The 21,201-nt window shown below is 48.3% G+C and carries 16 protein-coding genes and 1 pseudogene; 12 read left to right on the top strand and 5 right to left on the bottom strand.

Translation table 11 applies throughout. The features are described 5' to 3' along the window. Positions 1 to 57: 57 nt before the first annotated feature. Together hutH and hutU are read left to right on the top strand one after the other, a co-directional pair. Positions 58 to 1,599 carry a histidine ammonia-lyase gene (hutH, locus tag ASG81_RS08590; RefSeq protein ID WP_081417203.1) on the top strand — a complete coding sequence of 514 codons (1,542 nt, stop codon included), beginning with the start codon at positions 58 to 60 and terminating at the stop codon, positions 1,597 to 1,599. 21 nt (positions 1,600 to 1,620) lie between these two features. After that, positions 1,621 to 3,282: a urocanate hydratase gene (hutU, locus tag ASG81_RS08585; protein ID WP_442952836.1), complete on the top strand. Its 1,662-nt coding sequence runs from the start codon at positions 1,621 to 1,623 to the stop codon at positions 3,280 to 3,282. Positions 3,283 to 3,459: 177 nt separating this feature from the next. On the opposite strand, the gene ASG81_RS08580 is transcribed toward hutU, so the two are convergent. Together ASG81_RS08580 and ASG81_RS08575 are read right to left on the bottom strand one after the other, a co-directional pair. Next, positions 3,460 to 4,512 carry a metal-dependent hydrolase gene (locus tag ASG81_RS08580; RefSeq protein ID WP_162255009.1) on the bottom strand — a complete coding sequence of 351 codons (1,053 nt, stop codon included), beginning with the start codon at positions 4,510 to 4,512 and terminating at the stop codon, positions 3,460 to 3,462. Next, complete coding sequence (locus ASG81_RS08575) at positions 4,490 to 5,674, bottom strand: glycosyltransferase family 4 protein (protein WP_056631957.1); 1,185 nt, start codon at positions 5,672 to 5,674, stop codon at positions 4,490 to 4,492. Before ASG81_RS08575 ends, ASG81_RS08580 begins: the two co-directional genes overlap by 23 nt. 177 nt (positions 5,675 to 5,851) lie before the next feature. On the opposite strand from ASG81_RS08575, the gene ASG81_RS08570 reads away from it, so the two are divergent. Continuing rightward, complete coding sequence (locus ASG81_RS08570; RefSeq protein WP_056631954.1) at positions 5,852 to 7,777, top strand: 3'-5' exonuclease; 1,926 nt, start codon at positions 5,852 to 5,854, stop codon at positions 7,775 to 7,777. Between the two features lie 141 nt (positions 7,778 to 7,918). Then, positions 7,919 to 9,385, top strand: a complete 1,467-nt coding sequence (locus tag ASG81_RS08565; RefSeq protein ID WP_056631952.1) for a GMC oxidoreductase — start codon at positions 7,919 to 7,921, stop codon at positions 9,383 to 9,385. On the opposite strand, the gene ASG81_RS32580 is transcribed toward ASG81_RS08565, so the two are convergent. From ASG81_RS32580 to ASG81_RS08555, 3 genes and pseudogenes are all read right to left on the bottom strand, one after another. Continuing rightward, positions 9,369 to 9,452 (bottom strand): hypothetical protein, encoded by an 84-nt coding sequence (locus ASG81_RS32580; RefSeq protein ID WP_235548786.1) that lies wholly within the window; start codon positions 9,450 to 9,452, stop codon positions 9,369 to 9,371. The two genes, ASG81_RS08565 and ASG81_RS32580, sit on opposite strands and share 17 nt — an antisense overlap. Further along, positions 9,437 to 9,682 (bottom strand): helix-turn-helix domain-containing protein, encoded by a 246-nt coding sequence (locus ASG81_RS08560; protein ID WP_056631949.1) that lies wholly within the window; start codon positions 9,680 to 9,682, stop codon positions 9,437 to 9,439. The genes ASG81_RS32580 and ASG81_RS08560 overlap by 16 nt, the downstream gene beginning before the upstream one ends. 95 nt (positions 9,683 to 9,777) lie before the next feature. Then, positions 9,778 to 10,495, bottom strand: a pseudogene (locus ASG81_RS08555) (ThuA domain-containing protein). A gap of 640 nt (positions 10,496 to 11,135) precedes the next feature. On the opposite strand from ASG81_RS08555, the gene ASG81_RS08550 reads away from it, so the two are divergent. The 8 genes from ASG81_RS08550 to ASG81_RS08515 all read left to right on the top strand — a co-directional run bounded on the left by ASG81_RS08550 (position 11,136) and on the right by ASG81_RS08515 (position 20,909). Then, on the top strand, positions 11,136 to 12,746 hold the full coding sequence (locus ASG81_RS08550; RefSeq protein WP_056631946.1) for a GMC oxidoreductase: 1,611 nt from the start codon (positions 11,136 to 11,138) through the stop codon (positions 12,744 to 12,746). Positions 12,747 to 13,068: 322 nt separating this feature from the next. Beyond that, entirely contained in the window at positions 13,069 to 13,887 is an 819-nt protein-coding gene (locus ASG81_RS08545) for a substrate-binding periplasmic protein (protein ID WP_056631940.1), read from the top strand. A 28-nt stretch (positions 13,888 to 13,915) separates the two neighbouring features. Further along, positions 13,916 to 14,578 carry an amino acid ABC transporter permease gene (locus ASG81_RS08540; RefSeq protein WP_056631936.1) on the top strand — a complete coding sequence of 221 codons (663 nt, stop codon included), beginning with the start codon at positions 13,916 to 13,918 and terminating at the stop codon, positions 14,576 to 14,578. Beyond that, positions 14,565 to 15,284, top strand: a complete 720-nt coding sequence (locus ASG81_RS08535; RefSeq protein ID WP_056631933.1) for an amino acid ABC transporter ATP-binding protein — start codon at positions 14,565 to 14,567, stop codon at positions 15,282 to 15,284. The genes ASG81_RS08540 and ASG81_RS08535 overlap by 14 nt, the downstream gene beginning before the upstream one ends. Positions 15,285 to 15,475: 191 nt before the next feature. After that, complete coding sequence (locus tag ASG81_RS08530) at positions 15,476 to 16,180, top strand: response regulator transcription factor (RefSeq protein ID WP_056631930.1); 705 nt, start codon at positions 15,476 to 15,478, stop codon at positions 16,178 to 16,180. 14 nt (positions 16,181 to 16,194) lie between these two features. Beyond that, positions 16,195 to 17,637, top strand: coding sequence for a sensor histidine kinase (locus ASG81_RS08525; protein ID WP_056631926.1), 1,443 nt, complete (start codon positions 16,195 to 16,197; stop codon positions 17,635 to 17,637). Between the two features lie 96 nt (positions 17,638 to 17,733). After that, positions 17,734 to 18,492, top strand: a complete 759-nt coding sequence (locus tag ASG81_RS08520) for an ABC transporter ATP-binding protein (protein ID WP_056631924.1) — start codon at positions 17,734 to 17,736, stop codon at positions 18,490 to 18,492. A 5-nt stretch (positions 18,493 to 18,497) separates the two neighbouring features. Next, on the top strand, positions 18,498 to 20,909 hold the full coding sequence (locus ASG81_RS08515) for an ABC transporter permease (RefSeq protein ID WP_056631921.1): 2,412 nt from the start codon (positions 18,498 to 18,500) through the stop codon (positions 20,907 to 20,909). The last annotated feature ends 292 nt before the right edge of the window (positions 20,910 to 21,201 follow it).

The following is a 21,201-nucleotide window of genomic DNA, read 5'->3' as shown; positions in this document are numbered from 1 at the left end:
GCCGGTACCTTACCCAAGGTATTGGTTTTTTTAGTTACTTGAAAAGCAGGTGGTACCATGCAAGCAATGGACGAGAAGTTTGTGCTCGTTAACGGAGGAACGATGACGGTTGATCAAGTGATCCGGGTAGCCCGCTATATGGAGAAGGTGAAAATAGGCAGAAATTGCTTCAAAAAGATGAGGCTTAGCCGGGAGTATGTCGAAAAGCTGCTTCGCGAGAAGCGGATAGTGTACGGGCTTACGACCGGCTTTGGGAAATTCAGCGATACGTATATCTCAGCGGAGGATACCAAGCGCATGCAGCTCAATCTCATTCGAAGTCATGCTTGCGGGATTGGACCGCCGCTGACGGTGGAAGCCGTAAGAGCGACCATGCTTCTGCGCGTCAATGCCTTATCGCTGGGTTACTCCGGTATCAGGCCGGGAGTTGTTCAGCTTCTGGCCGAGATGCTGAATGCAGGGGTAACGCCGGTCATTCCGGAACAGGGCTCGCTTGGCGCAAGCGGGGATTTGGCGCCCTTGTCTCATCTGGCTCTCGTGCTGGTTGGCGAGGGAGAGGCTTACTATCTTGGTGAACGTTTGCCTGGCAGTGAGGCTATGGCCAAAGCCGGCATACAGCCGATCATGCTTGAGGCCAAAGAAGGTCTTGCCTTGATTAACGGCACGCAGGTGATGACGGGGATCGGCGCGCTTGCTTGCTTTGATGCCATCAATTTAGCCAGATGGGCGGATTGTACGGCCGCGTTAACGGCAGAGGCGCTTCGCGGCATTCGCGATGCTTTCGAACCACTCACCCATGCGATTCGCCCCCACACGGGGCAGGGACAATCAGCCAGTAATATCCGGCGGTTGACGCTTGAAAGCCGGCTCATGACAAGCCAAGGACAATTGCGCGTACAGGATGCCTATTCCATCCGCTGCGCGCCGCAGGTTCACGGAGCAAGCAGGGATGCTCTGCGATATATCGAGGAGAAGCTGGAAATCGAAATCAATTCCGCAACAGACAATCCGCTTATTTTCGCTGACGAGGATCGCGTCATTTCGGGTGGGAATTTCCATGGCCAGCCGATTGCACTCGCAATGGATCATCTCTCGATTAGCTCTTCCGAACTCGCCAATATATCGGAACGCCGTATTGAAAGACTAGTGAATCCGCATTTGAATGAGCAGCTTCCTCCATTTCTTGCGAAGGACGGGGGCGTCCAGTCCGGCTTTATGATTGCCCAATACACGGCAGCTGCGGTCGTTTCCGAAAATAAGTCGCTTGCGCATCCGGCCAGTGTAGACTCTATTCCTTCGTCCGGTAATCAGGAAGATCATGTCAGCATGGGCACGATCGCGGCCCGTAAGGCGAGTCAAATTGTACGCAATGCCTATTCGGTGCTCGCCATCGAGCTTCTATGCGCCGCGCAAGCCGTCGATTTCCGGGGACCGGAGCTTCTCGGGAAGGGGACAAAATGGATCTACGACCGGTGCCGCGAACATGTAGGCTTCGTGGACGAAGACCGCGTATTGTCGAACGATATTCACGTCATCGCCGAATGGATGAGAAATACGAATGTGCAGGAACAAATCGCTTCAGTCATCCCGATCGAATAATAGGAGTGGAGGTTGAACGATGTGGAGGAAAGAGTCATTCGTGCGCCGCGGGGCGCTAAGCTAAATACGAAGGGATGGATTCAGGAAGCGGCGCTTCGAATGCTGATGAACAATCTGGACCCGGATGTGGCAGAATATCCCGATAAACTGGTTGTGTACGGGGGGATCGGCAAAGCTGCGCGAAATTGGGAAAGCTTCGATGCCATCGTTGCAACACTCAAAAATTTGGAGGATAACGAAACGCTGCTGGTGCAGTCGGGGAAGCCTGTCGCGGTGTTCCGGACTCACCGGGATGCGCCGCGCGTGCTGCTTGCAAACTCGAACCTGGTGCCGGCATGGGCGAACTGGGATACGTTCCACGAGCTGGATAAGAAGGGGCTTATGATGTACGGCCAGATGACAGCCGGCAGCTGGATTTATATCGGCAGCCAAGGTATCGTTCAGGGCACCTATGAAACATTCGCGGAATGCGCGAAGCAGCATTTTGGCGCCAGCCTGAAAGGAACGATTACGGTAACGGCCGGCATGGGCGGGATGGGAGGCGCCCAGCCGTTAGCGGTAACGATGAATGATGGCGTTCTTATCGGGATCGACGTCGACAGGACAAGAATCGAGAAACGCATTCATTCCCGTTATTGCGATTGTATGCTGGAAAGCTTGGATGATGCGATCTCGCTCGCGAACGAGGCGAAGCAGGAAAGGCGGGCGTTATCCATCGGTCTGGTCGGCAATGCGGCTGAGATATTGCCGGAAATGATCCGCCTTGGCTTCATTCCGGATATTATTACGGACCAAACCTCGGCTCACGATCCTCTGAACGGCTATTTGCCGGCAGGCCTTACGATGGAAGAAGGCAGGAAGCAGCGCATGGAAGATCCTGAAGCCTACGTCAGGAAGGCGAAAGCGAGCATGGCCGCGCATGTGAACGCTATGCTCGAGATGAAGCGGCTCGGCGCAGTCGCATTCGACTATGGCAATAACATTCGCCAGGTTGCTTACGATGAAGGCGTATCAGACGCCTTTGCTATTCCCGGCTTCGTTCCTGCCTATATCCGTCCGCAATTTTGCGAAGGAAGAGGACCGTTTCGGTGGGCGGCGTTATCCGGAGATCCCGGAGATATTTATAAAACAGACGAGGTCATCTTAAAGACGTTTGCCCATAATGAACATTTATGCAAATGGATTCGAATGGCGCAGGGGAAAATTGCCTTTCAAGGCCTGCCTTCCCGGATTTGCTGGCTAGGCTATGGCGAGCGGGCGCTGTTCGGCCGCATCATTAACGACATGGTCGCTTCCGGGCGATTGTCGGCTCCGATCGTAATCGGACGCGACCATCTTGATGCCGGCTCCGTCGCGTCGCCGAATCGCGAGACGGAAGCGATGCGTGACGGAAGCGACGCGGTCGCCGATTGGCCGATTCTGAACGCCCTCATCAATACGGCGGCCGGGGCCAGCTGGGTATCGCTTCACCACGGCGGCGGCGTAGGCATGGGTTATTCCATCCATGCCGGCATGGTTGTCGTCGCGGACGGCACCAAAGAGGCGGAGGAGCGTTTGAATCGCGTCTTGACAACCGATCCGGGAATGGGCATCGTCCGCCATGCGGATGCAGGCTATGACCTGGCTATCAAAACCGCTAAGAAGAAGGGGATACGGCTGCCAATGCTCGGGGACGAGGGGTGACTGTATGCTATATATCAAGGCGCTGAGTAATCATGAGATTATCTTGGACAGCGAGCTTATCGTCCGCAGATCATGCGGCAGCCAGCTCTTTCCTATCAAGTGAAAAGTAAGTAAAGGTCGCCCTCTATTCCGGGACGACCTTTTTTTCATTAACTTTGGATTCAGCCAGGTCGATCATCAGGCAAAAGGCGGCTCCCATATCTTCTTCCTCCACCCGATCGTGTCCCCGGTTACCAGCAGCCGTTCATCCAACATTACATCCATGCCGAATGGGAGATTATGGCCATGTCGAAAACGGATGTCGCGCAGCTCGACCCTATATCCGTTCTGAACTTTCTGACAGGAGATATGAACGCGATGCGTGAACTGGAGAAACGTGCGCACCCCGTCGCTGCCCATGACCGCCTGAATCACATCGTTCTGTTCCCCTTTTTCGAAGATGGCTTCTTCCTTCAGAATCAATCCGTGAATGGAGCCAGTGATATAGGCCTGCCCGGTTTCATGGACGTATTTCCACTTGTGGGGAAGTCCGCGCGGAATCAGGAAGGAATAACCGGCCATTCCGTATTGCCTGCGGACGTGCTGCAGCATTAAGCGGCCGATCAGGATACGGCATCCGATAAAGAGAAAGGTTAAAGCATAGACGAACGGGAAAATAGCCGTTGCCCCGAAGACGCCGAACAGCCATAACAGCAGCCCCGCGGCATGAAGAACGAACAGAACCGGATCGAAGATCGGGATGGTGTTCGCGTGGAACCATTTCCGTGAAACCGGTCTGAAGCATTGCACGCCGTATGCATTAAAAAAATCGAGGATGACGTGAAGCACGACCCCGGCCATCGTCCATAGAAATATCGGGATCAGGTAGGCCCAGGCGTGAAATGCGAGGGCAATCAAGGGGGCGAGGACAACTGGCCACCCTGCAAGCATAAGTAGCGAATGACTGAAGCCCCGATGATGCTGCAAGTACGACTTGTAGCTGCGAATACGAATGACGGCATCGAAATCAGGGGCGGTCGACCCGATGATTGTAGCCGCGAATAATCCGTAAACGACGGTCGAATGACTGAAGAGAGCGGGATCGGCAAGAGAGCTCGCCAGTCCGCCCAAAGTGGCGCCAATAAGAAGATGGGTTCCGGTATCCATAATCTTGTACCTCCTACTGAAGCTCAGATTTGAACATACCCCGTTCCAATGTCTGTCATCTTCAAGCAGTCTCGCCTTCTTCACGTATGCTTGCCATCGTTTGTCTTGCGGCGGCCAGCTGATTATGCTCCGTTTCTGTGATCTGCAGGCAGCGTGTGTAAATCGACTCCATCGCTTGGTCCCATGTGCGCGAGAGCGCATAAGCTCTGGCTCTTACCCCGAACTCCTGCCATTTGTCCGGGTGGTCAATCCAATCGGTCAAGGCCGCGAGAAAGGACTCCGCATTTCTAGCCTGGACATGCATCCCGGTCTTCCCATGCTGAACAATCTCAGTCACGCCTCCGCTATCGGCGACAATAGCGGGAAGCCCGGACGCCGAAGCCTCCAGCACCACGTTACCAAATGTTTCGGTCGAAGACGGGAACACGAACAGATCCGAGGAGGCGTAAAATTCCGCCAACGCTTCTCCGCTTTGATAGCCGGCGAACGTCGCATTCTGCGGAGCTTCCTGCCTGGCCTGCTCCATCATTGGACCGTCACCGACGATCAGCCAGTGGACCTGCCCGCGGATCTCATCAGGCAGCCGCTGCATTAGTTGAAGCAGAATATCCATATCTTTCTCCGGCGCCAGACGGCCGACAAACAGGAACAGATACCGCTCCTTGATCCCGTAAATCTCGCGAATACGGTCCGATCGTTTCGCGGGCGTGAACAAATCGCAGTCCACTCCGCGGGTCCACAAAGCAAGATTGGGCAGCCCTTTTTCTTCCAGCCGGTTGATCGTCTCCAGCGAAGGTGCGAATATGGCGCGGCAGGAACGGTGGAACCATTTGATATACGGCCAATAGCACGCCCGGGCGAACGGAAAGCGGTAGGAGTCCAGATAACGGTCGAAATGGGTATGGTAAGAGGCTACCACAGGAATGCCAAGCTTTTGGGCGGCAGACAGACCGGCGAGTCCGACATTGAAGGGGGTCGCGATATGGACAAGATCAGGCTTGAACCGGGAAAGCTGATGCCGGATACGCAGCAAATTGGGAATGGCAAACCGATATTCCGGATAGAGCAGGAGGGGAATACTGGCGAGCCTATACACTTCATCTTCATAAGATGGATCCGGTTCTGTAGGCACAAACAGCTTGCATTCGACTCCGCGGTCGGACAAGTAATCGGTCCATCGCTTCAAAGTAAGAGCAACGCCATTGATCTGCGGGACAAATGTGTCTGAAAACACGGCAATGCGCATTGGATCACTCCTCTTCCGGGATGATATCCTCACAGTAGTGCATGATTATTATCTCTGATGCACATTTGAGTAAAGAAATCGTGAATTTATTGGCACGTTCCTATTTTCCCATACCAATCTAGCAAAGATGGTTTATACTAAAAGCAACTGGAAAAATGGAATTAGAGGTGACGAAGGATGGCTTATATGGTCCCGGAAGTTATCCGGACGAGCGCGGCTACTGGGGAACGGTTATTGTTTCGGACGCTAAAGGATCATCTGCCGAGCGATTATGTCGTATATTTTGAGCCGGAGATTCAGGGGAGCCGGCCGGACTTTGTTATTATAGGCCCCGATCTGGGACTGGTCGTTCTGGTCGTGAAGGATTATACGAGATCCGCCCTTTTCGAGGTTGACCGCGAGGAGTGGCTGCTGCATGGGTCCGGAGGACAAATGGAAACCGTTAAGAGTCCCTATCAACAAGCAAGGGAGGGCTTGCGGCATGTGGTGAGCCAGCTTAAGAAGGACGACAGCCTCATTTCACGGGAAGGCAAAATGCAAGGACAGCTAAAGCTCCCGCACGGGTTCGGAACGGTTTTTACGCGGATGAAGCAGAAGGATTTTATCGAATACAGCTTATACGACGTCATTTCGCAGCCATTCGTGCTTTGCCGCGACGAAATCGATCCGGAGGATGACGGATTTTCCGCTGATGGCCTGATTGAAAAAATTCATGGGATGTTTACGGAGTGGAGCCGCAAACGGTACATTTTATCGCATGAGGATATTAGGTCTATTCGTAATCACCTCATACCGGAGATGCGGATCAGCGCGGAATTCCGCCAGCCGGCGAAGCATCAGGAGCAGTTCGTGCTCTCGCTTCACAATATGAAAATGATGGACGTGCACCAGGAAAATATAGCGAAGCATATCGGCGATCGTCACCGGCTCATTCGCGGCGTGGCAGGGAGCGGGAAGACGCTTGTCCTCGCAAGCCGTGCCAAGCTTCTGGCCAACCATTATCCGGATTGGAAGATTCTCGTCCTCTGCAGCAGCATCGCGCTATCCCAAAGCCTGCAGCGAATGATTGACCGGATGATGGATGAGCCGGAGGATTTGCTGGACTGGATCAGGCTGGAGGAGCAAAAGGACGGCAAGCCCCGCCAGCAAAACGTCGAGGTCTATAACTTTCATGAGTGGCTGAAAAAAGCGCTGAACGCCCGGGATACAGACATCCCTGCGCTTATTGGCAAGCTCGAGAAGAAGGAAGCGATTCTTCCTGCGTATGAAGCGATCCTGATCGACGAGGGCCAGGATTTTCAACCGGAATGGCTAAAGCTGTTAAGCTATTTGCTAAATCCGGCTACGCAAAATCTGCTGCTGGTAGAGGATCGGGCGCAATCGTTCTTTAAGCGGAAATCGAGCTTGCTGCAGGACACGGGGCTTGATTTTCGGGGGCGGTCACGGGTTCTCTCCATAAATTACCGCAACACAGCCCAGATCGCCCAGTTTGCCTGGGATTTCTATCAGCGGCATTCGCTGCTTCAGAACCGGGTGCAGTACGGCTCGGCAAAAGGGGTCGAAATTATCCCTCCTCAGAGCACTCGGAGAAATGGGCAGGAGCCCGGGGTGCAGCGATGCGGCAGCTTTCAGGAAGAGCTGCGGGGCGCCCTTGAGCATATCCGGTACCTGCATAGCGAATATAAGGTTCCTTATTCCGAAATGGTCATCTTGTACCGCGTGAAAAATAACTATTATTCCTCCTACACGGATACGATCCGCAGGACGCTTAAGGGGCAGGGGCTTCCGTTTCACTGGATCGCGGACCATGCGGATTCGCATCAGGAATCGGGCAGTACCGGCGGCGATGCCATTAACGTATCGGACATTGACAGCGTAAAGGGACTCGATTTCCGGGCGGTCTTTATCGTAAATGTCGAGAACATGCCTTTCTCGCTTGTAGAGGTGGAGGAACGCGAGGTATCGCTGTTTTATATCGCCATGACACGGGCACTTGAGTGGCTCTACATCTCCTACAGCGGGGATTCCAAGTTTACGCTTTATTTGGATGAGGTTCAGCAGCAGCGTCAGGAGCAAAAGCATTCCGAGAAGAAGATGGGATGAAGTAATAAAGCCGTCTATCACGATATTAGTGATGGACGGCTTTTATGATTTACGGCGCTAATTTTGCAAAAACCGCATGAACGGTCTCCCCGGATACTAAACATTAACATGATGCGCAATTCTGCGATGGGGTGAAACGGTATGGAGACATGTCCTTACGAATTCAAGCCGAATGATGACGAATGGATTCCAACTACACCGCTGGTACAAATGGAGCAGACCGAATATGACGTTCTTGTGGCCGGTACCGGGGCGGGCGGCGGTGCGGCGATTTGGAGATTATGCGAGAAGTTGGCCGGTACCAAGATGAAGATTGGCGTTGTGGAAGCCGGCGGACTTGTTCTGCCGACCCATGGGGCGAATCTTCCGTTAGCCGGCAATTATTTATCGAATCCCCGTGTAACGCTGCCGATCGGACAAAACATGCCCGATTATCCGAATGCGACACAAGTGTTGGCGCTTGGAGGACGCACTTTGTTTTGGGGATTTGTTTCTCCAAGGCTGCACCCCTCCGAGTTTCTGACGTGGCCGCTCACCTATCAGGAATTAATGCCTTACTATAATATCGCCGAAAAAGTGATGAATGTCAGCGGCGATTTTCTCGAGGATTCCACTGCGCAGGACGTTCTGCTTAATCGGCTCTGGGAGAACGGATTTCCGAATGTCTCCTATACGCCGCTGGCCGTTTACACGAAATCCTCCAAATACGGTAAAATCTTTTCCACGCCTTTTTTCAGCTCCATCAATTTTTTTGCGTATGCTTTAAACCGCAGACCGTTCGATTTGGCCATTCACGCCTCCGCTGTGGAAGTGCTGCATAAGAACAGCCGCGTTAGCGGACTTCGGGTGATGACGCCGGATCTAAGGTCGCATACGATACGGGCCAAAAATGTCATACTGGCAACAAGCGCACTAGAAAATCCGCGTATTTTGCTTAACTCCAGGATCCCTGGAGCGGCAATCGGCCGTTTTCTGGTGGATCAGACCTTTGTACAGGGGTTAGGCACAATCAGCATGAAACAATTTACGGAAATTCCCGGGACCGTAGGGATTTTAAATCCTTCTTCCGCTGAGCAGCCTTTTCAAATCCAATTTTTTAGAGCGCCATGGTTTGGCTATCAGCAATTCCAGAACGTTTCCTATCCCGAAAGCTTGGATTTGCATCTGCAGGGCTTCGGCAAAATGCATTCGCGTTACGATAACCGGGTATATCTAGACCCGACCAAAAAGGACAGGTATGGCGTTCCGCTCGCTCAAGTTCAATTTTCCTATCATCCTGACGATTACATGAATATGGAGCGGATGGTCGTTACGATGAAGCGGATGCTCTCAGCAATGGGAGTTGCTCTGAAAAAGCAGCCGGGCCAGCCGGAATTTTGTCTGTTAAAACCGGGTTCGAGCATACACGACGCAGGTACCTGCCGGATTGGCAATAATCCGTATACGTCGACCGCCAACCGCTATGGGCAGGTTCACAACGTAACCGGCCTTTATGTGGCCGGGAACAGCGTTCTGCCTTCGATGGGAGGCACCAATCCCACACTGACGACGGTTGCCTTGGCGATCCGGACAGCTGATTATGTTGCTCACTCTATTCATCAAAATTGAACGTACCGTCAAGGTCATTCTTCTTTCGATACTCCCTCGGCGTCTTACCTGTCAGCTTGCCGAAAATTTTGCTGAAATACCTGCCATCCTGGTAGCCGCCATTTCCGCGATTGTCGCGATCAAATACTTCTCGTTCGACAGCAAAATTTTAGCATTATCGATCCTGACCTTCTCCATATATTCGGAAATATTCATGCCGAATTCTTGTTTAAACCTGCGTGAGACATACTCGCGGCTAATGAAGAATCGGCTAGCGATGTCTTGCAGCGACGCTCGCAAACCAAGCTGATCCAACATTTTTCTCTGTTCTGGTGCCGGGATTTATCCGAATCGGTTATTGTGATTATACTGCGTTCGGATTTCAGGAGGGAAATTAAAGATGTATGAAAACATTAGCAGATCGGATTAATTGGCTCAGCATATCCGTAAACCGGTTCGATTCCATGCGGGGAGGCGGTCCATTTGATGGCATTCGCGATCACTTTCAATACATCTTTGTTGTAATAAGTTGGGTTCGTCTCATGTCCCGGCCGAAAATAAAAGATTTTCCCTAGTTCCCGGATAAATGCGCACCCGCTGCGGAACACTTCCCCGCCCTCGAACCAACTGACAAATACGAGTTCATCCGGTGCGGGGATGCCAAAGAACTCACCATAGATTTCTTCCTGCTCAATCTCAAAATGTTGACCGACTCCTTCAGCGATGGGGTGGGCAGGGTGCCCACAATATTTCCTTCCTGTTATCGGTCCTTACTTTTATAGCACAGTTGGTGCCCATCAGTTTCCTGAAAATTTTCGAAAAGTGCGCTGAATGCAGCACGATCAATCCCATTCCTTGTAGGACGTTTCTATGAACTCTTTCGACAATATCGTCACTTACCTTGTCGTGGTGCTTATGCCCCCACCAGATCAAGACATCGGTATTCTTCAATGTTTCTTGTGTCAAGCCGTGTTCCGGCTGATCCAACGTGGCCGTACGTATCTGGAATCCGTAGGGCTCAAGTCCTCTGTGAAGGGCAGTATGGATTCCATTCGGATACACTTTCGCGACCGACGGTTCCGTCCTCTCCTGCACGTACTCGTTCCATATCGTCACTCGCACCGTTTTCATCTCCCCGTATGTTCTGTTGCCGATTGTCGCTTTGAACATGTTCTCTTTCCTCCCGATTTAAATTCGGTGCCATTAATAGGAATGAAATGGTCTTGGCTGATAATGTGTGGGTTTATAGAAACCAGTTCGGCCGAATCTATGAAATATTTATTGGTAATCCGCCTCAATGTATCATCACTCTGCGCCAAATAAACCCACATTTTTTCACCATCCTCACAGTTCTGTAAAAGAACGCAGCCTCTGCACTTTAGTTTATTACTATGCATTGTAGCGCATGCACGATTCGAGAGGGCTCATTGCTTATCTCAGAGATAAACATTTGGAACGCAATTCCCGGACAAGTTATTGTCGCGAATCCACTTACCCAGCCGTCAAAATGGGGATTGATACGTTATAGGGCATTGTTGCATAACCGCCGATTTATAACGGATGAACTTCCGTGCTGTTTAAGTCGGCCTTTGATTGCGTATGAACTTCGATAAAGATCATAATAATTCCCTCGCACACGTAGGATGTATGAGACGAATTCCAGATTATATCCAACAAACTTCTTAGGGAAAGAAGTCAAAAGCAATAACCATGTATCCCGGGGATGGTTTATGGTTTAGACGGCGAGATGAACGATAAGGATGTGACATCGATGCGGATTTATGTGGCAGACATAAGCGATACACTCAGAAAAATCGCTCAAAAGTTTCACATCAACCTATCGGATCTGATAACTTTAAACTCCCGAATTCCAGATCCGGATCATCCTCTTGCCGGATTTCCCGTTTATCTTCCCCTCGCTCCTTCCTATTCGGAGCCCAGCATTATCCACGTTACTCCCGCCCCGGTTTCCGAGGGATCTTGGATACCGACAAGCTCCTTGGAGAAAATGAGTCAAACCGAGTATGATGTACTTATCGTAGGCACCGGGCCAGGCGGAGGTGCGGCACTCTGGCGATTGTGCGAACAATGGAGAAACAACGGGAAGAAAATCGGTGTCGTCGAAGCGGGAAATCTGCTCCTGCCAACTCATGCACGAAATATCGAAACCGTGAACTTTAAGCGTTGGTTCGACTTGGCGTATAACAGTCCGCGTTTCAAAATTCCGGTCGCCGGCACAAAGTTTGTGCAGCTCATCGCTGTCGGAGGCAGGTCATTGATCTGGACGGCGGTCAGTCCGCGCATGTATCTTGCGCCTCAGCAATGGCCTGTACCCCAATGGGAGATGGACATGTATTATCGTATCGCCGAGCAAGCCATGAATGTTTCAAATGTATATACCAAAGGATCCCCGATTAACCAACTTTTCCTCAATCGGCTTCGGAACGGCCAGTATCCCGCAGCGATGAACGAGCCGCTGGCCGTTGATTTGGAACCGACCAAGTACGGCGAGATTCACTCTAACGTCTTTTTCAGCTCGATCTCGTTTCTCGCCAAAGCGCTGTATCGAAAGCCGTACGATTTGGCGGTTCTGGCCCGCGCCGTACAAGTGGTAACCGAAAAAGGGCGTGTCGCAGGCGTTCATGTGATGACACCCGATAAACGATCCTATGTTCTGAAAGCGAAAACCGTCATCCTGAGTGCAAGCACTTTCGGAACTCCACGCATCCTTCTGAATTCAGGGATCCGAGGAAACGCAATCGGCCATTATCTGATCAATCACTCGGCGGTCAGAGGAACATTCAAATTCAATCGCAAAGATTATCCGTATGTATTAGGTCCGATAGGCATATTGATTCCCGAAACCGAGAAGCTTCCTTACCAAGTGTCACTGCAAGGACCGATCGGTTATCAGTTTTATCATGACAAACAAATCCCGTTCCAAGAAGAAATGGATGCGCTTATTGCGGGCTTCGGTACGGTTGAGCCGCGGTACGAAAACAAAGTCACACTCGATCCGTACAAACGCGACGAATACGGGATGCCCGAGCTGCAAATTCACCTTGATTACAGTGAAGCAGACAAAGCCATTCTTGGGCAGGCAGCGGAAGAGGTAAAACGGGTTGCGTCCGTGATTGGAACCCCGCTCGTCTCTTTAGCTCCCGATGAGCCGATCGACGGCGACCACGAAGCCGGGACCTGCCGGATGGGTGACGATCCAGCCACCTCAGCAACCGACCGGTACGGGCAAATTCATGGTGTACCCGGTCTCTATGTAGCGGATAACAGCATTTTTCCGGTTATGGGCGCAGCAAATCCAACGCTCACGATGGTGGCTCTTGCCATACGCACGGCGGATTATATCATCCGGAAGCTCAAATGAGACCCAATAAATGTATGATTGGTTCCAAATGGCGGTCTGCCCAACGCTTGTTTCCAAAAGATAAGGTATCTGAAGCTGTATGAGGTTCGATATACATGTGTATATCGGGCTTTTTTGCGTTTGCACAGACCTTTTTAATGATAGGTATATGTTATTTTTGTTTACGCTAAACAAAGGTAAAAAGTTTTTTTAGCTACAGCACACATTGTAACAAAGGGTTTCAGGCTGTAATATGTGAGTGTACCTTGGATTTATGTCATAAAAGCTAACATTTATTGGGGTAGTAAAGAAAATTAAATCATGATAAAAGGAAGGGATTTATATGAAAACAAAAACAACGGGTTATTTCATTATGTTGGCTATTCTGATATTGACGATGATACTGTCTGGCTGCGGTAAGGACAAGGAAGCGGAAAGTGTCGAAGCGGGTGTTCAGGAATCGGGGAGCATTGCGGAAATTAAAAAGAGAGGCAAGCTTGTTATCGCAACAGGAAATTATTTTCCATTTGAATACCGCGATAAGGATAATAAGCTTATTGGTTACGATATCGATCTCGGCAACAAAATCGGAGAGAAGCTGGGCGTCCCTGTAGAATGGGTCGATATGCAGTTTACGGCATTAATACCGACCTTGCAAAACAAACAGGCGGACTTGGTCATCGCCGGCATGTACATTACCGATGAAAGAAAAAAGGTCATTGATATGTCTGACTCCTATTTGGCGACCGGCGTATCCCTTGTTAAGCGGGCGGATGACAAGACAGTTAACAGTATGGACGATATTGAAGGCTTGAAGGTTGGCGTCAAAGCGGGTGGAACGAGTGAGAAAGTAGCGAATGATCTCGTCGCGAAAGGCATGAAATTGACCATTAAGGCATACAAGGACAATCCTGAATATTTATTGGACTTGTCGCTGGGCAGGCTGGATATCGGTTTCAACGATTATCTTAATCAGCTGGGCTATAACAAACAAAATCCGGACAATAAGCTTGCGCTGGTTGGAGAGCCTTTTGTCCATGCCGATCTGGGTATTGGGGTGCAAAAGGGAGATAGCGAGCTGCTCGCGGTTGCGAATGAAGTCATTAAAGAGTTTAAAGATAGCGGAGCTGCAGAAGAAACGTTTAATAAATGGCTGAAGTAATATTAACGGAATCTCGGGAGGATCAGTTATGAATCTGGATTATTCAACGGTAATGCCTTTCCTGCCGGCTTTTATCGACGGCGCTTGGATGACGGTAAAGCTTTCTATCTTATCCCTGGCGATCGGATTGCTGCTTGGTATTGCCGGAGGGCTGTGCAAGGTATCGGAATCAAAGTTGCTGCGAAATATTGCCTTTATGTATACTTGGATTTTTAGGGGTACTCCGTTGTTGGTGCAGCTGTTTATTTTATACTTTGGCCTTCCTCAACTGGGGATTCATTTAGAGCCGTTCGAAGCAGGTATACTCGGATTAGCCTTAAACACGGGAGCCTATTGCACAGAGCTTGTCCGCTCCGGCATACAGGCAATCGACAAGGGACAGATGGAAGCGGCGCGTTCCCTTGGAATGAGCAAGACGATCAGCATGATTCGTATTATTGGCCCTCAAGCAAGTAAAATCATGATTCCGCCACTCGTTAACCAATTCATTACGACGATTAAAAATTCATCGATGGTTTCTTTGATTACGATTGCGGAATTGTTCCGCACAGGCGAGACAATTATAACCACGACATTCCGCAGCTTTGAAGTTTATACGATCATCGGGGTTATCTATTTAGTTATTAACTCATTGCTGATGGCTGCGGCTCACCAATTGGAAAAGGGGCTGAGCGCGCATGATCGAATTTAAAAAGGTAGACAAATTTTACGGGAATAATCATATATTGAAAAGCATTAATCTGACGATTAAGAACAACGAGAAGGTTGTTATTATCGGACCGAGCGGTTCGGGTAAAAGTACGGTATTGCGTTGCATTAACCGATTGGAGAAGATTGAGTCTGGCGATATTGTTTTTAACGGGCAATCCATTCTGATGCAGAAGCAGAGTCAGCTGAGTACCGAGATCGGTATGGTATTTCAGAAGTTTCACTTGTTTCCCCATTTGACCGTCGTCCAGAATGTGATGGAAGCGCCGACGTGGGTGAAGAAAATGAACAAGGAGCAGGCGCGGGAGTTAGCGGCCGGCTTGCTGGAGAAGGTGGGTATGGGGGATAAGCTGAATTCCTATCCGAGTCAGCTGTCGGGCGGACAGCAGCAGCGTGTCGCGATTGCGCGCTCTCTGGCGATGCAGCCGAAGCTTATGCTGTTTGATGAACCGACGTCGGCACTTGACCCAGAGCTTATTGGTGAAGTTCTCCAGGTTATTAAGCAGCTGGCTGTAGAAGGGATGACGATGGCGCTGGTTACGCATGAAATGGGATTTGCGCGGGAAGTTGCGGATCGGATTATTTTCATGGATAAAGGACAAATCATCGAGACCGGCTCGCCTGAGGAAGTATTGTCCAATCCTAAGGAAGAGCGTACGCGATCATTTTTCAGCCGGATCATACATTGATGTTGGAGCAGAGTAATCTCGAAATATAGTTTTCTAACCCGCTCGCCGGCAAAAGGCAGCGGGTTAGCAGCATGTAGACAGCTAGAACTAGAAGCAAAGTATGAAGGATAATACTGGAAGCTGTCGAATCTGATAGTAGCAGCAAGAGGAGCCTAACGTTGCTTGAATTGAAAAGTATTGGAGATTAAACAATGAAACGACAACGCAAGGTACTCATTATTGAGGATGAGAGAGACATTTCCCGAATCATAAAGGATTACATAACGATAAACGGCTATGAGGCTTTAATTGCAGAAAATGGCAATGACGGCTTGCACGCAGTAGATAGCTGGAACCCGGATTTTATTATTTTGGATATTATGCTCCCGGATGCGGATGGCATTGAGCTTTGCCGCCAAATTCGCCAAAAAAGCAATACGCCCGTTCTTATTCTGAGCGCAAGAGGCAGCGATACGGATAAGGTTATTGGACTTGGATTTGGTGCGGATGATTATATGACCAAGCCATTCTCTTTAAGTGAGCTGGTTGCTAGAATAAATGCACATTTACGCAGATTTGAGAGTATAGGCAGCATGCCAAAGAACGAAGACAGCCTGCAATTCGGTAATATCGCAATTGATAAGAGAGCCTATACCGTAACGGTAGATGGCAAGGAGATATCATTATCCGCCAAAGAGTTTGAGCTGTTATTTTATTTGTCTAAGCATAAAAATCAAGTATTTTCAAAAAGTCAGCTGCTCGATGCCATCTGGGGATTCGCGTCTTATGGAGATGAAAGCACGATTACCGTCTACATTCGCAGAATACGAGAAAAAATAGAGGCTGATCCGTCAAATCCAACCTATATTAAAACCGTCTGGGGAATTGGATATAAGTTCAGTTTGGATGAAGCATAAGATGGGAGAAGTATATGTATTTGAACAGCTGGTTTAAAAAATGGTTTATAGCCTTTTTTATTTGTCTGGCTATCATTTTAGTCTGCGGGGCAACCTTGCTGCTGGACAGCTCCAAGAGCAAGGAACAGGCTGATCCTAAATATGTGATCAATGAAGTACGCTTAAAGGTGAGCGGCATTATGTTTTATCTTGAACGCTATCATGACGACATTGAACATGATGAAGCTAGACGAGAGACGCTTCTAACGATGAGTAAAGCAAGCGATGTAAACCTCTTATTTTCACAATTGGACGGAAGCGTCATTTTCAACTCCTCGCCAGAAGACAAGCCCATTCAGAAAATCGATCTAAAAACCGCGCTGCACTACGATTTATATACCTCCAAGGTAGAAAAGGATACGCTAAAGATTGCTTTTCCGACAGTAGATGAAGAATCGCAGCTTCAAATCGGAAATGCTATTTTTACAATGCCTGCAAGCGTCGTGGATAATGGGCAGGCCAACGAAATACCGCTTTTCCGAGTCATTGTGATGATTTCACTTATCGTTATTTTAATCATGCTGCTGTTTTTTCTTCAAAATAAGATCAATGGACAGCTGCTCCAGCCTATTCATAAATTAAAGGGTTATTCAGAAGCTATTTTAAAAGGGGATTATGAGCAGAAGGCGGAGTATGGAACAATAGACGAAATAGGCGATCTGTATGCGGTATTTGACCAGATGAGGATGGAAATGATGTTTCTGAGCGAGCAGCGGGCTGAACAAGAAAAAGCGCAAAAAGAGCTTGTCACCAATATTTCTCATGATATCAAAACGCCGCTTACTGCTATAAAAGCATACATTGATGCTATTCTTGACGGTGTTTGTCCCGATATGGCCTCGGTTATGGACTATGTTGAAGTTATGCAAACGAACGCGGACAAAATGGCGATGCTGGTGGAAGATCTTCTCCTGCATGCATTAAGAGAACTGGGGCAAATTTCCGTTCATCTCACTGAGCAGTACAGCCAAAGCATGCTTCAATCGATTATTAAACCGTTAAGTCATTATGTGCGTTCAAGGGGAGTTGCTTTCATTGAGCCGCCGGATATTCCAAATGTGCTGATTCAAGCTGACGCGAACCGTTTGGAGCAGGTCATCTCCAATCTTATCGCTAATGCTTTAAAGCACACAGCCACCGGCGATACGATCAGCTTGAGTGTCGAGATTGAGCAAGGCGGGTTGAAGATAACGATAGCAGACACGGGGAATGGCATTCTTCCGCAGGATATGCCTTTTATTTTTGAACGTTATTTTAAAGGGCAAATGCATACTAGTCCTGCCAAAGCTCATAGTGAGGGGACGGGATTAGGGCTTTCCATATGCAAGCATATTATTGAAGCGCATAAGGGCATGATTTCTTTTAAAAGCATAAAGGATCAAGGAACGGTATTTTATTTTTCGATTCCATTATGCTGAGCACAGGCTGTAATACTTTATTAATAGGTTGATAAGCATTTATAAATATGGGCCCTTTACAATGATTAGATTACAGTAGTACAGGAGGGCTTAACGGTGTCCAAAAAAGCAATTATTCATGCTAAAAATTTATGCAAAACCTATTCGACCGGAAGCGAACAATTTCATGCGCTTCGTAACCTTGATTTAGACATCTATGAAGGGGATTTCACCGTCATTATGGGTAATTCGGGCTCGGGAAAATCGACGCTGCTTTACCTGTTAAGCGGGCTTGATAGCGTAACGGCAGGTGAGGTTTATTTTGGGGAGCAGCGTATTGACAAATATAACGAAAAGGAGCTTGCGGAATTCAGGGCCAGAAAAATAGGCTATATTTATCAAAGCAGCAATCTGGTGCCTGACCTGACGATATTCGAAAATATTGTGCTGCCCGGTTATGTAGCCGGGTATCGCAAAAGTGAATTGAAGAGCAAGGCGCTTATGCTTATGAAGGCTTTGGATATTGAAGCTCAGAGCAATCGCATGCCGGCGCAAACCTCAGGTGGTCAGCAGCAAAGAGCGGCCATTTCCAGAGCGCTTATTAACTCGCCCGATGTTATTTTTGCGGATGAGCCTACTGGGAGCCTGAACTATGATCAGGGCGTTGCTGTTTTGGATATTTTAACGAATATGAACCGTCAAGGGCAGTCCGTCGTCATGGTAACCCATGATATTAACGCGGCATGCAGGGCAGACCGTCTAATTATGATTAGGGACGGCAAAATAGGCGGCATTCTAGAGTTTGATAAATTTGACCATACGAATATTCCAACACGGGAACATATTATATTTTCTTATGTTTCGGGGAAGGAGTAAGCGCTATGTATGCCGTATGGTCTCTTTGTTTATCTCATTTGAGAAAAAAGAAGCTGCAAAACGGGTTAATAGGTTTACTTATCCTTTTATCCACCTTGCTGTTAGCAACATCGGTTAATGTCATCACAAATACTGAAAATGTGTTTATGGACATTCATACTAAAACAAATGGCGCGCATCAAATATTGACATTAACGGATCGACTGCATGACCCGCAAATGGTTAAGAGCTGGTGGGATAAGCAGGACGGGGTTACAGCCTCGGAGCTGCTGCCGTATAGAAACTTATCTGGTGTGACCTATCATGGAAAAGAGATTGCAAATTTATTTTTATATATGATGAATACGCCGGCGCTGCCTTTTAAGGTAGAGAAGTTTGTTTTTGCCCAAGGCGGCGAAGGGTTGAGTCCCGAGCCAGGCAGCGTATGGATACCTACATCCATGGCTTATGCGAATGGAATTGCAATCGGAGACAGCCTTGGATTTAAAACGGGTGAGCACACGTTTGATTTGAACGTATCAGCCATTGTAATCGATATTCCTTATGGGGGTCCCTTTGCAACCAGCGCACGCATTTGGATGAACAGCCGGGATTATAGTGCTCAGCTGCATGCCATGCAGGGAGACGACATGTATATGCTCGGGCTTCGTTTCGATAACTATAGTCAGAATGCCAGCGCATGGAGAAGCTTCGAGGACGAGCTTGGCACTCCTTACCTTGAATCCAAAACCGAGTTTGAAGAAATCTCGTCCTTTTATCACATTATCAATAAATTGATTGGCTTTATTATGATTTTTATTGGTATCGTTATGATGCTTGTTGCGTTGTATACGATTGGATTTACGATTTCTGATGCGATTTTATCGAACTATAAAACGATTGGGATTTTAAAATCTATAGGTCTGTCTTCGAATAGAACGATAGGTATTTTTGTTTTGCAATATACTTTTCTTTCTATTATCTCTATCATTCCCGGATTGGTGCTCAGTCATTTTTTATCGGGAGCCATCGTTGAAAGCTCACTCTCGTACTTGAAAACAGGAGATTCATGGATGCTTATGCAAGGAAATGATAGAGCTATTTTAGCCGGAATAGTTGTATTGATCCTGGTCCTTTTGTTTGTGCTTTTATATGCAGGCAAAGCCCGTTCCGTACAGCCGATGCAAGCGATCCGGTATGGCATGTCAGAAATGGAAAACAATAATAGGATAAGACGGCTAGGCTTTATGGGAAACACCCTAAGGGGCTTTGAACGATTCCCGGTCCCTTTTGTCATTGGGTTAAGGCCTATTTTGAAAGATGCGAAAGGCTCCTTCCTTATGATGGTGCTGACAATGATTACTTCAGCCATGCTTGTATTAGGATTTATTTTGTTAAACAGTATTTTCTCCATACAGCAGACTGCCCCATTATGGGGATACGATTCCTCCCATATCGCCGTGACCATTTTCAATAAATCGACTTTTTCTAAGGTAGATTTAGAGAAGGATGTATTAGCAGATCCAAGAATTAAAAACATCGGATGGATGGGTTCGCTGAGTGGAGTTTTCCCCGCGGATCGGATACGGAACGATGAGCATGCAGAGGCCGAGTCCTTGAACATCTATTTAGGTGTTGTTGACGGAAGCTATGATGATTTGGGAATGGCTGTCCTGAGAGGGTATAATCCGCGGAACAAAAATGAAATCGCGCTTGGCGTCAACGTATCAAAAAAGCTGGGCAAAGATGTTGGCGACATTGTAGACGTTTATATTGAAGGCAATAAGCATACGCTAACCGTTACGGGAGTCTATCAAGCAATAGCCAATATGTCCTATTCAGCAAGAATTATGGTTGATGTTGTTAAATTGTACAATCCTGATTACGACGCGATGGAGCTTTGTTTCATTAACCTGACCGACAGTACGAAAGCAGATCAGCTCGTGCGTGAATTAAATGCGGATTATAAAGACTCCATATCAGCAGTTACCCAGCAGACATTATTAGATTCTGTCTATAAAGATGCAGCAGCCATTTTGGTTTTGCCGATGAGTATGATGGGTCTGCTGTTTGTTGCGGTTACTTTCCTTATCATCTATAGCATATGCCGGATGGGTATTAGAAAGGAAAGCAAAACCTACGGCATCTATAAATCTATTGGTATGACTTCTTATCAAATAAGAATCGCTGTGACGATGGGGATCGCGGCTCTTTCGGTAATCGGGGCGGCCGTTGGCATATTTGCCGGTGTTTATGTGCTTCCTAGCATTCTGGGAAATATTTTATCCGATTATGGAATTGTCCAAATGCCTCTAATTAGAAACGTTGCTGGTATAGCGGCCGTTGCATGGCTAAGTGTTTGTTCAGCTATTCTCGGGTCCTGGTTATCATCAAGAGCTATCAATAAAACAACACCTCGAATATTGGTTACGGAGTAATCATTTCGTTTAACCCCGCGTCTATGCGGGGTTAAGCTGTATGGGGGCTATGATCTTCCGAGTGATTTCGAGCCTATTTCAAGCTGTTTTTCAATTTATACAGGCAAATAATAAATTATTTTAAAAAAAGACTTGCAATACTAGGCTGATGCATGGTATATTCTAATTCCGGCCGAGAGAAACACGCGGACGACAAGCAAAACAAGCAACACAAACGAAAGAAAAGATTGCTCTTTGAAAACTGAACAACGAGTAATAACTGCCTCGCAAATCCTTCGGGATAAGCGAAAAT

The organism is Paenibacillus sp. Soil522 (assembly GCF_001428245.1).
Taxonomy (GTDB): domain Bacteria; phylum Bacillota; class Bacilli; order Paenibacillales; family Paenibacillaceae; genus Pristimantibacillus.
This window is presented reverse-complemented; position numbering and strand designations above follow the sequence as displayed.

Excerpts from the sequence above, each read along its gene's own strand:
- ASG81_RS08535 (WP_056631933.1), top strand. The coding sequence starts at position 14,565 with ATGATCGAATTTAAAAAGGTAGACAAATTTTACGGGAATAATCATATA.
- ASG81_RS08545 (WP_056631940.1), top strand. The coding sequence starts at position 13,069 with ATGAAAACAAAAACAACGGGTTATTTCATTATGTTGGCTATTCTGATA.
- ASG81_RS08565 (WP_056631952.1), top strand. The coding sequence starts at position 7,919 with ATGGAGACATGTCCTTACGAATTCAAGCCGAATGATGACGAATGGATT.
- ASG81_RS08550 (WP_056631946.1), top strand. The coding sequence starts at position 11,136 with ATGCGGATTTATGTGGCAGACATAAGCGATACACTCAGAAAAATCGCT.
- ASG81_RS08530 (WP_056631930.1), top strand. The coding sequence starts at position 15,476 with ATGAAACGACAACGCAAGGTACTCATTATTGAGGATGAGAGAGACATT.
- ASG81_RS08575 (WP_056631957.1), bottom strand. The coding sequence starts at position 5,674 with ATGCGCATTGCCGTGTTTTCAGACACATTTGTCCCGCAGATCAATGGC.
- hutH (WP_081417203.1), top strand. The coding sequence starts at position 58 with ATGCAAGCAATGGACGAGAAGTTTGTGCTCGTTAACGGAGGAACGATG.
- ASG81_RS08525 (WP_056631926.1), top strand. The coding sequence starts at position 16,195 with ATGTATTTGAACAGCTGGTTTAAAAAATGGTTTATAGCCTTTTTTATT.
- ASG81_RS08570 (WP_056631954.1), top strand. The coding sequence starts at position 5,852 with ATGGCTTATATGGTCCCGGAAGTTATCCGGACGAGCGCGGCTACTGGG.
- ASG81_RS08540 (WP_056631936.1), top strand. The coding sequence starts at position 13,916 with ATGAATCTGGATTATTCAACGGTAATGCCTTTCCTGCCGGCTTTTATC.
- ASG81_RS08560 (WP_056631949.1), bottom strand. The coding sequence starts at position 9,682 with ATGTTGGATCAGCTTGGTTTGCGAGCGTCGCTGCAAGACATCGCTAGC.
- ASG81_RS08515 (WP_056631921.1), top strand. The coding sequence starts at position 18,498 with ATGTATGCCGTATGGTCTCTTTGTTTATCTCATTTGAGAAAAAAGAAG.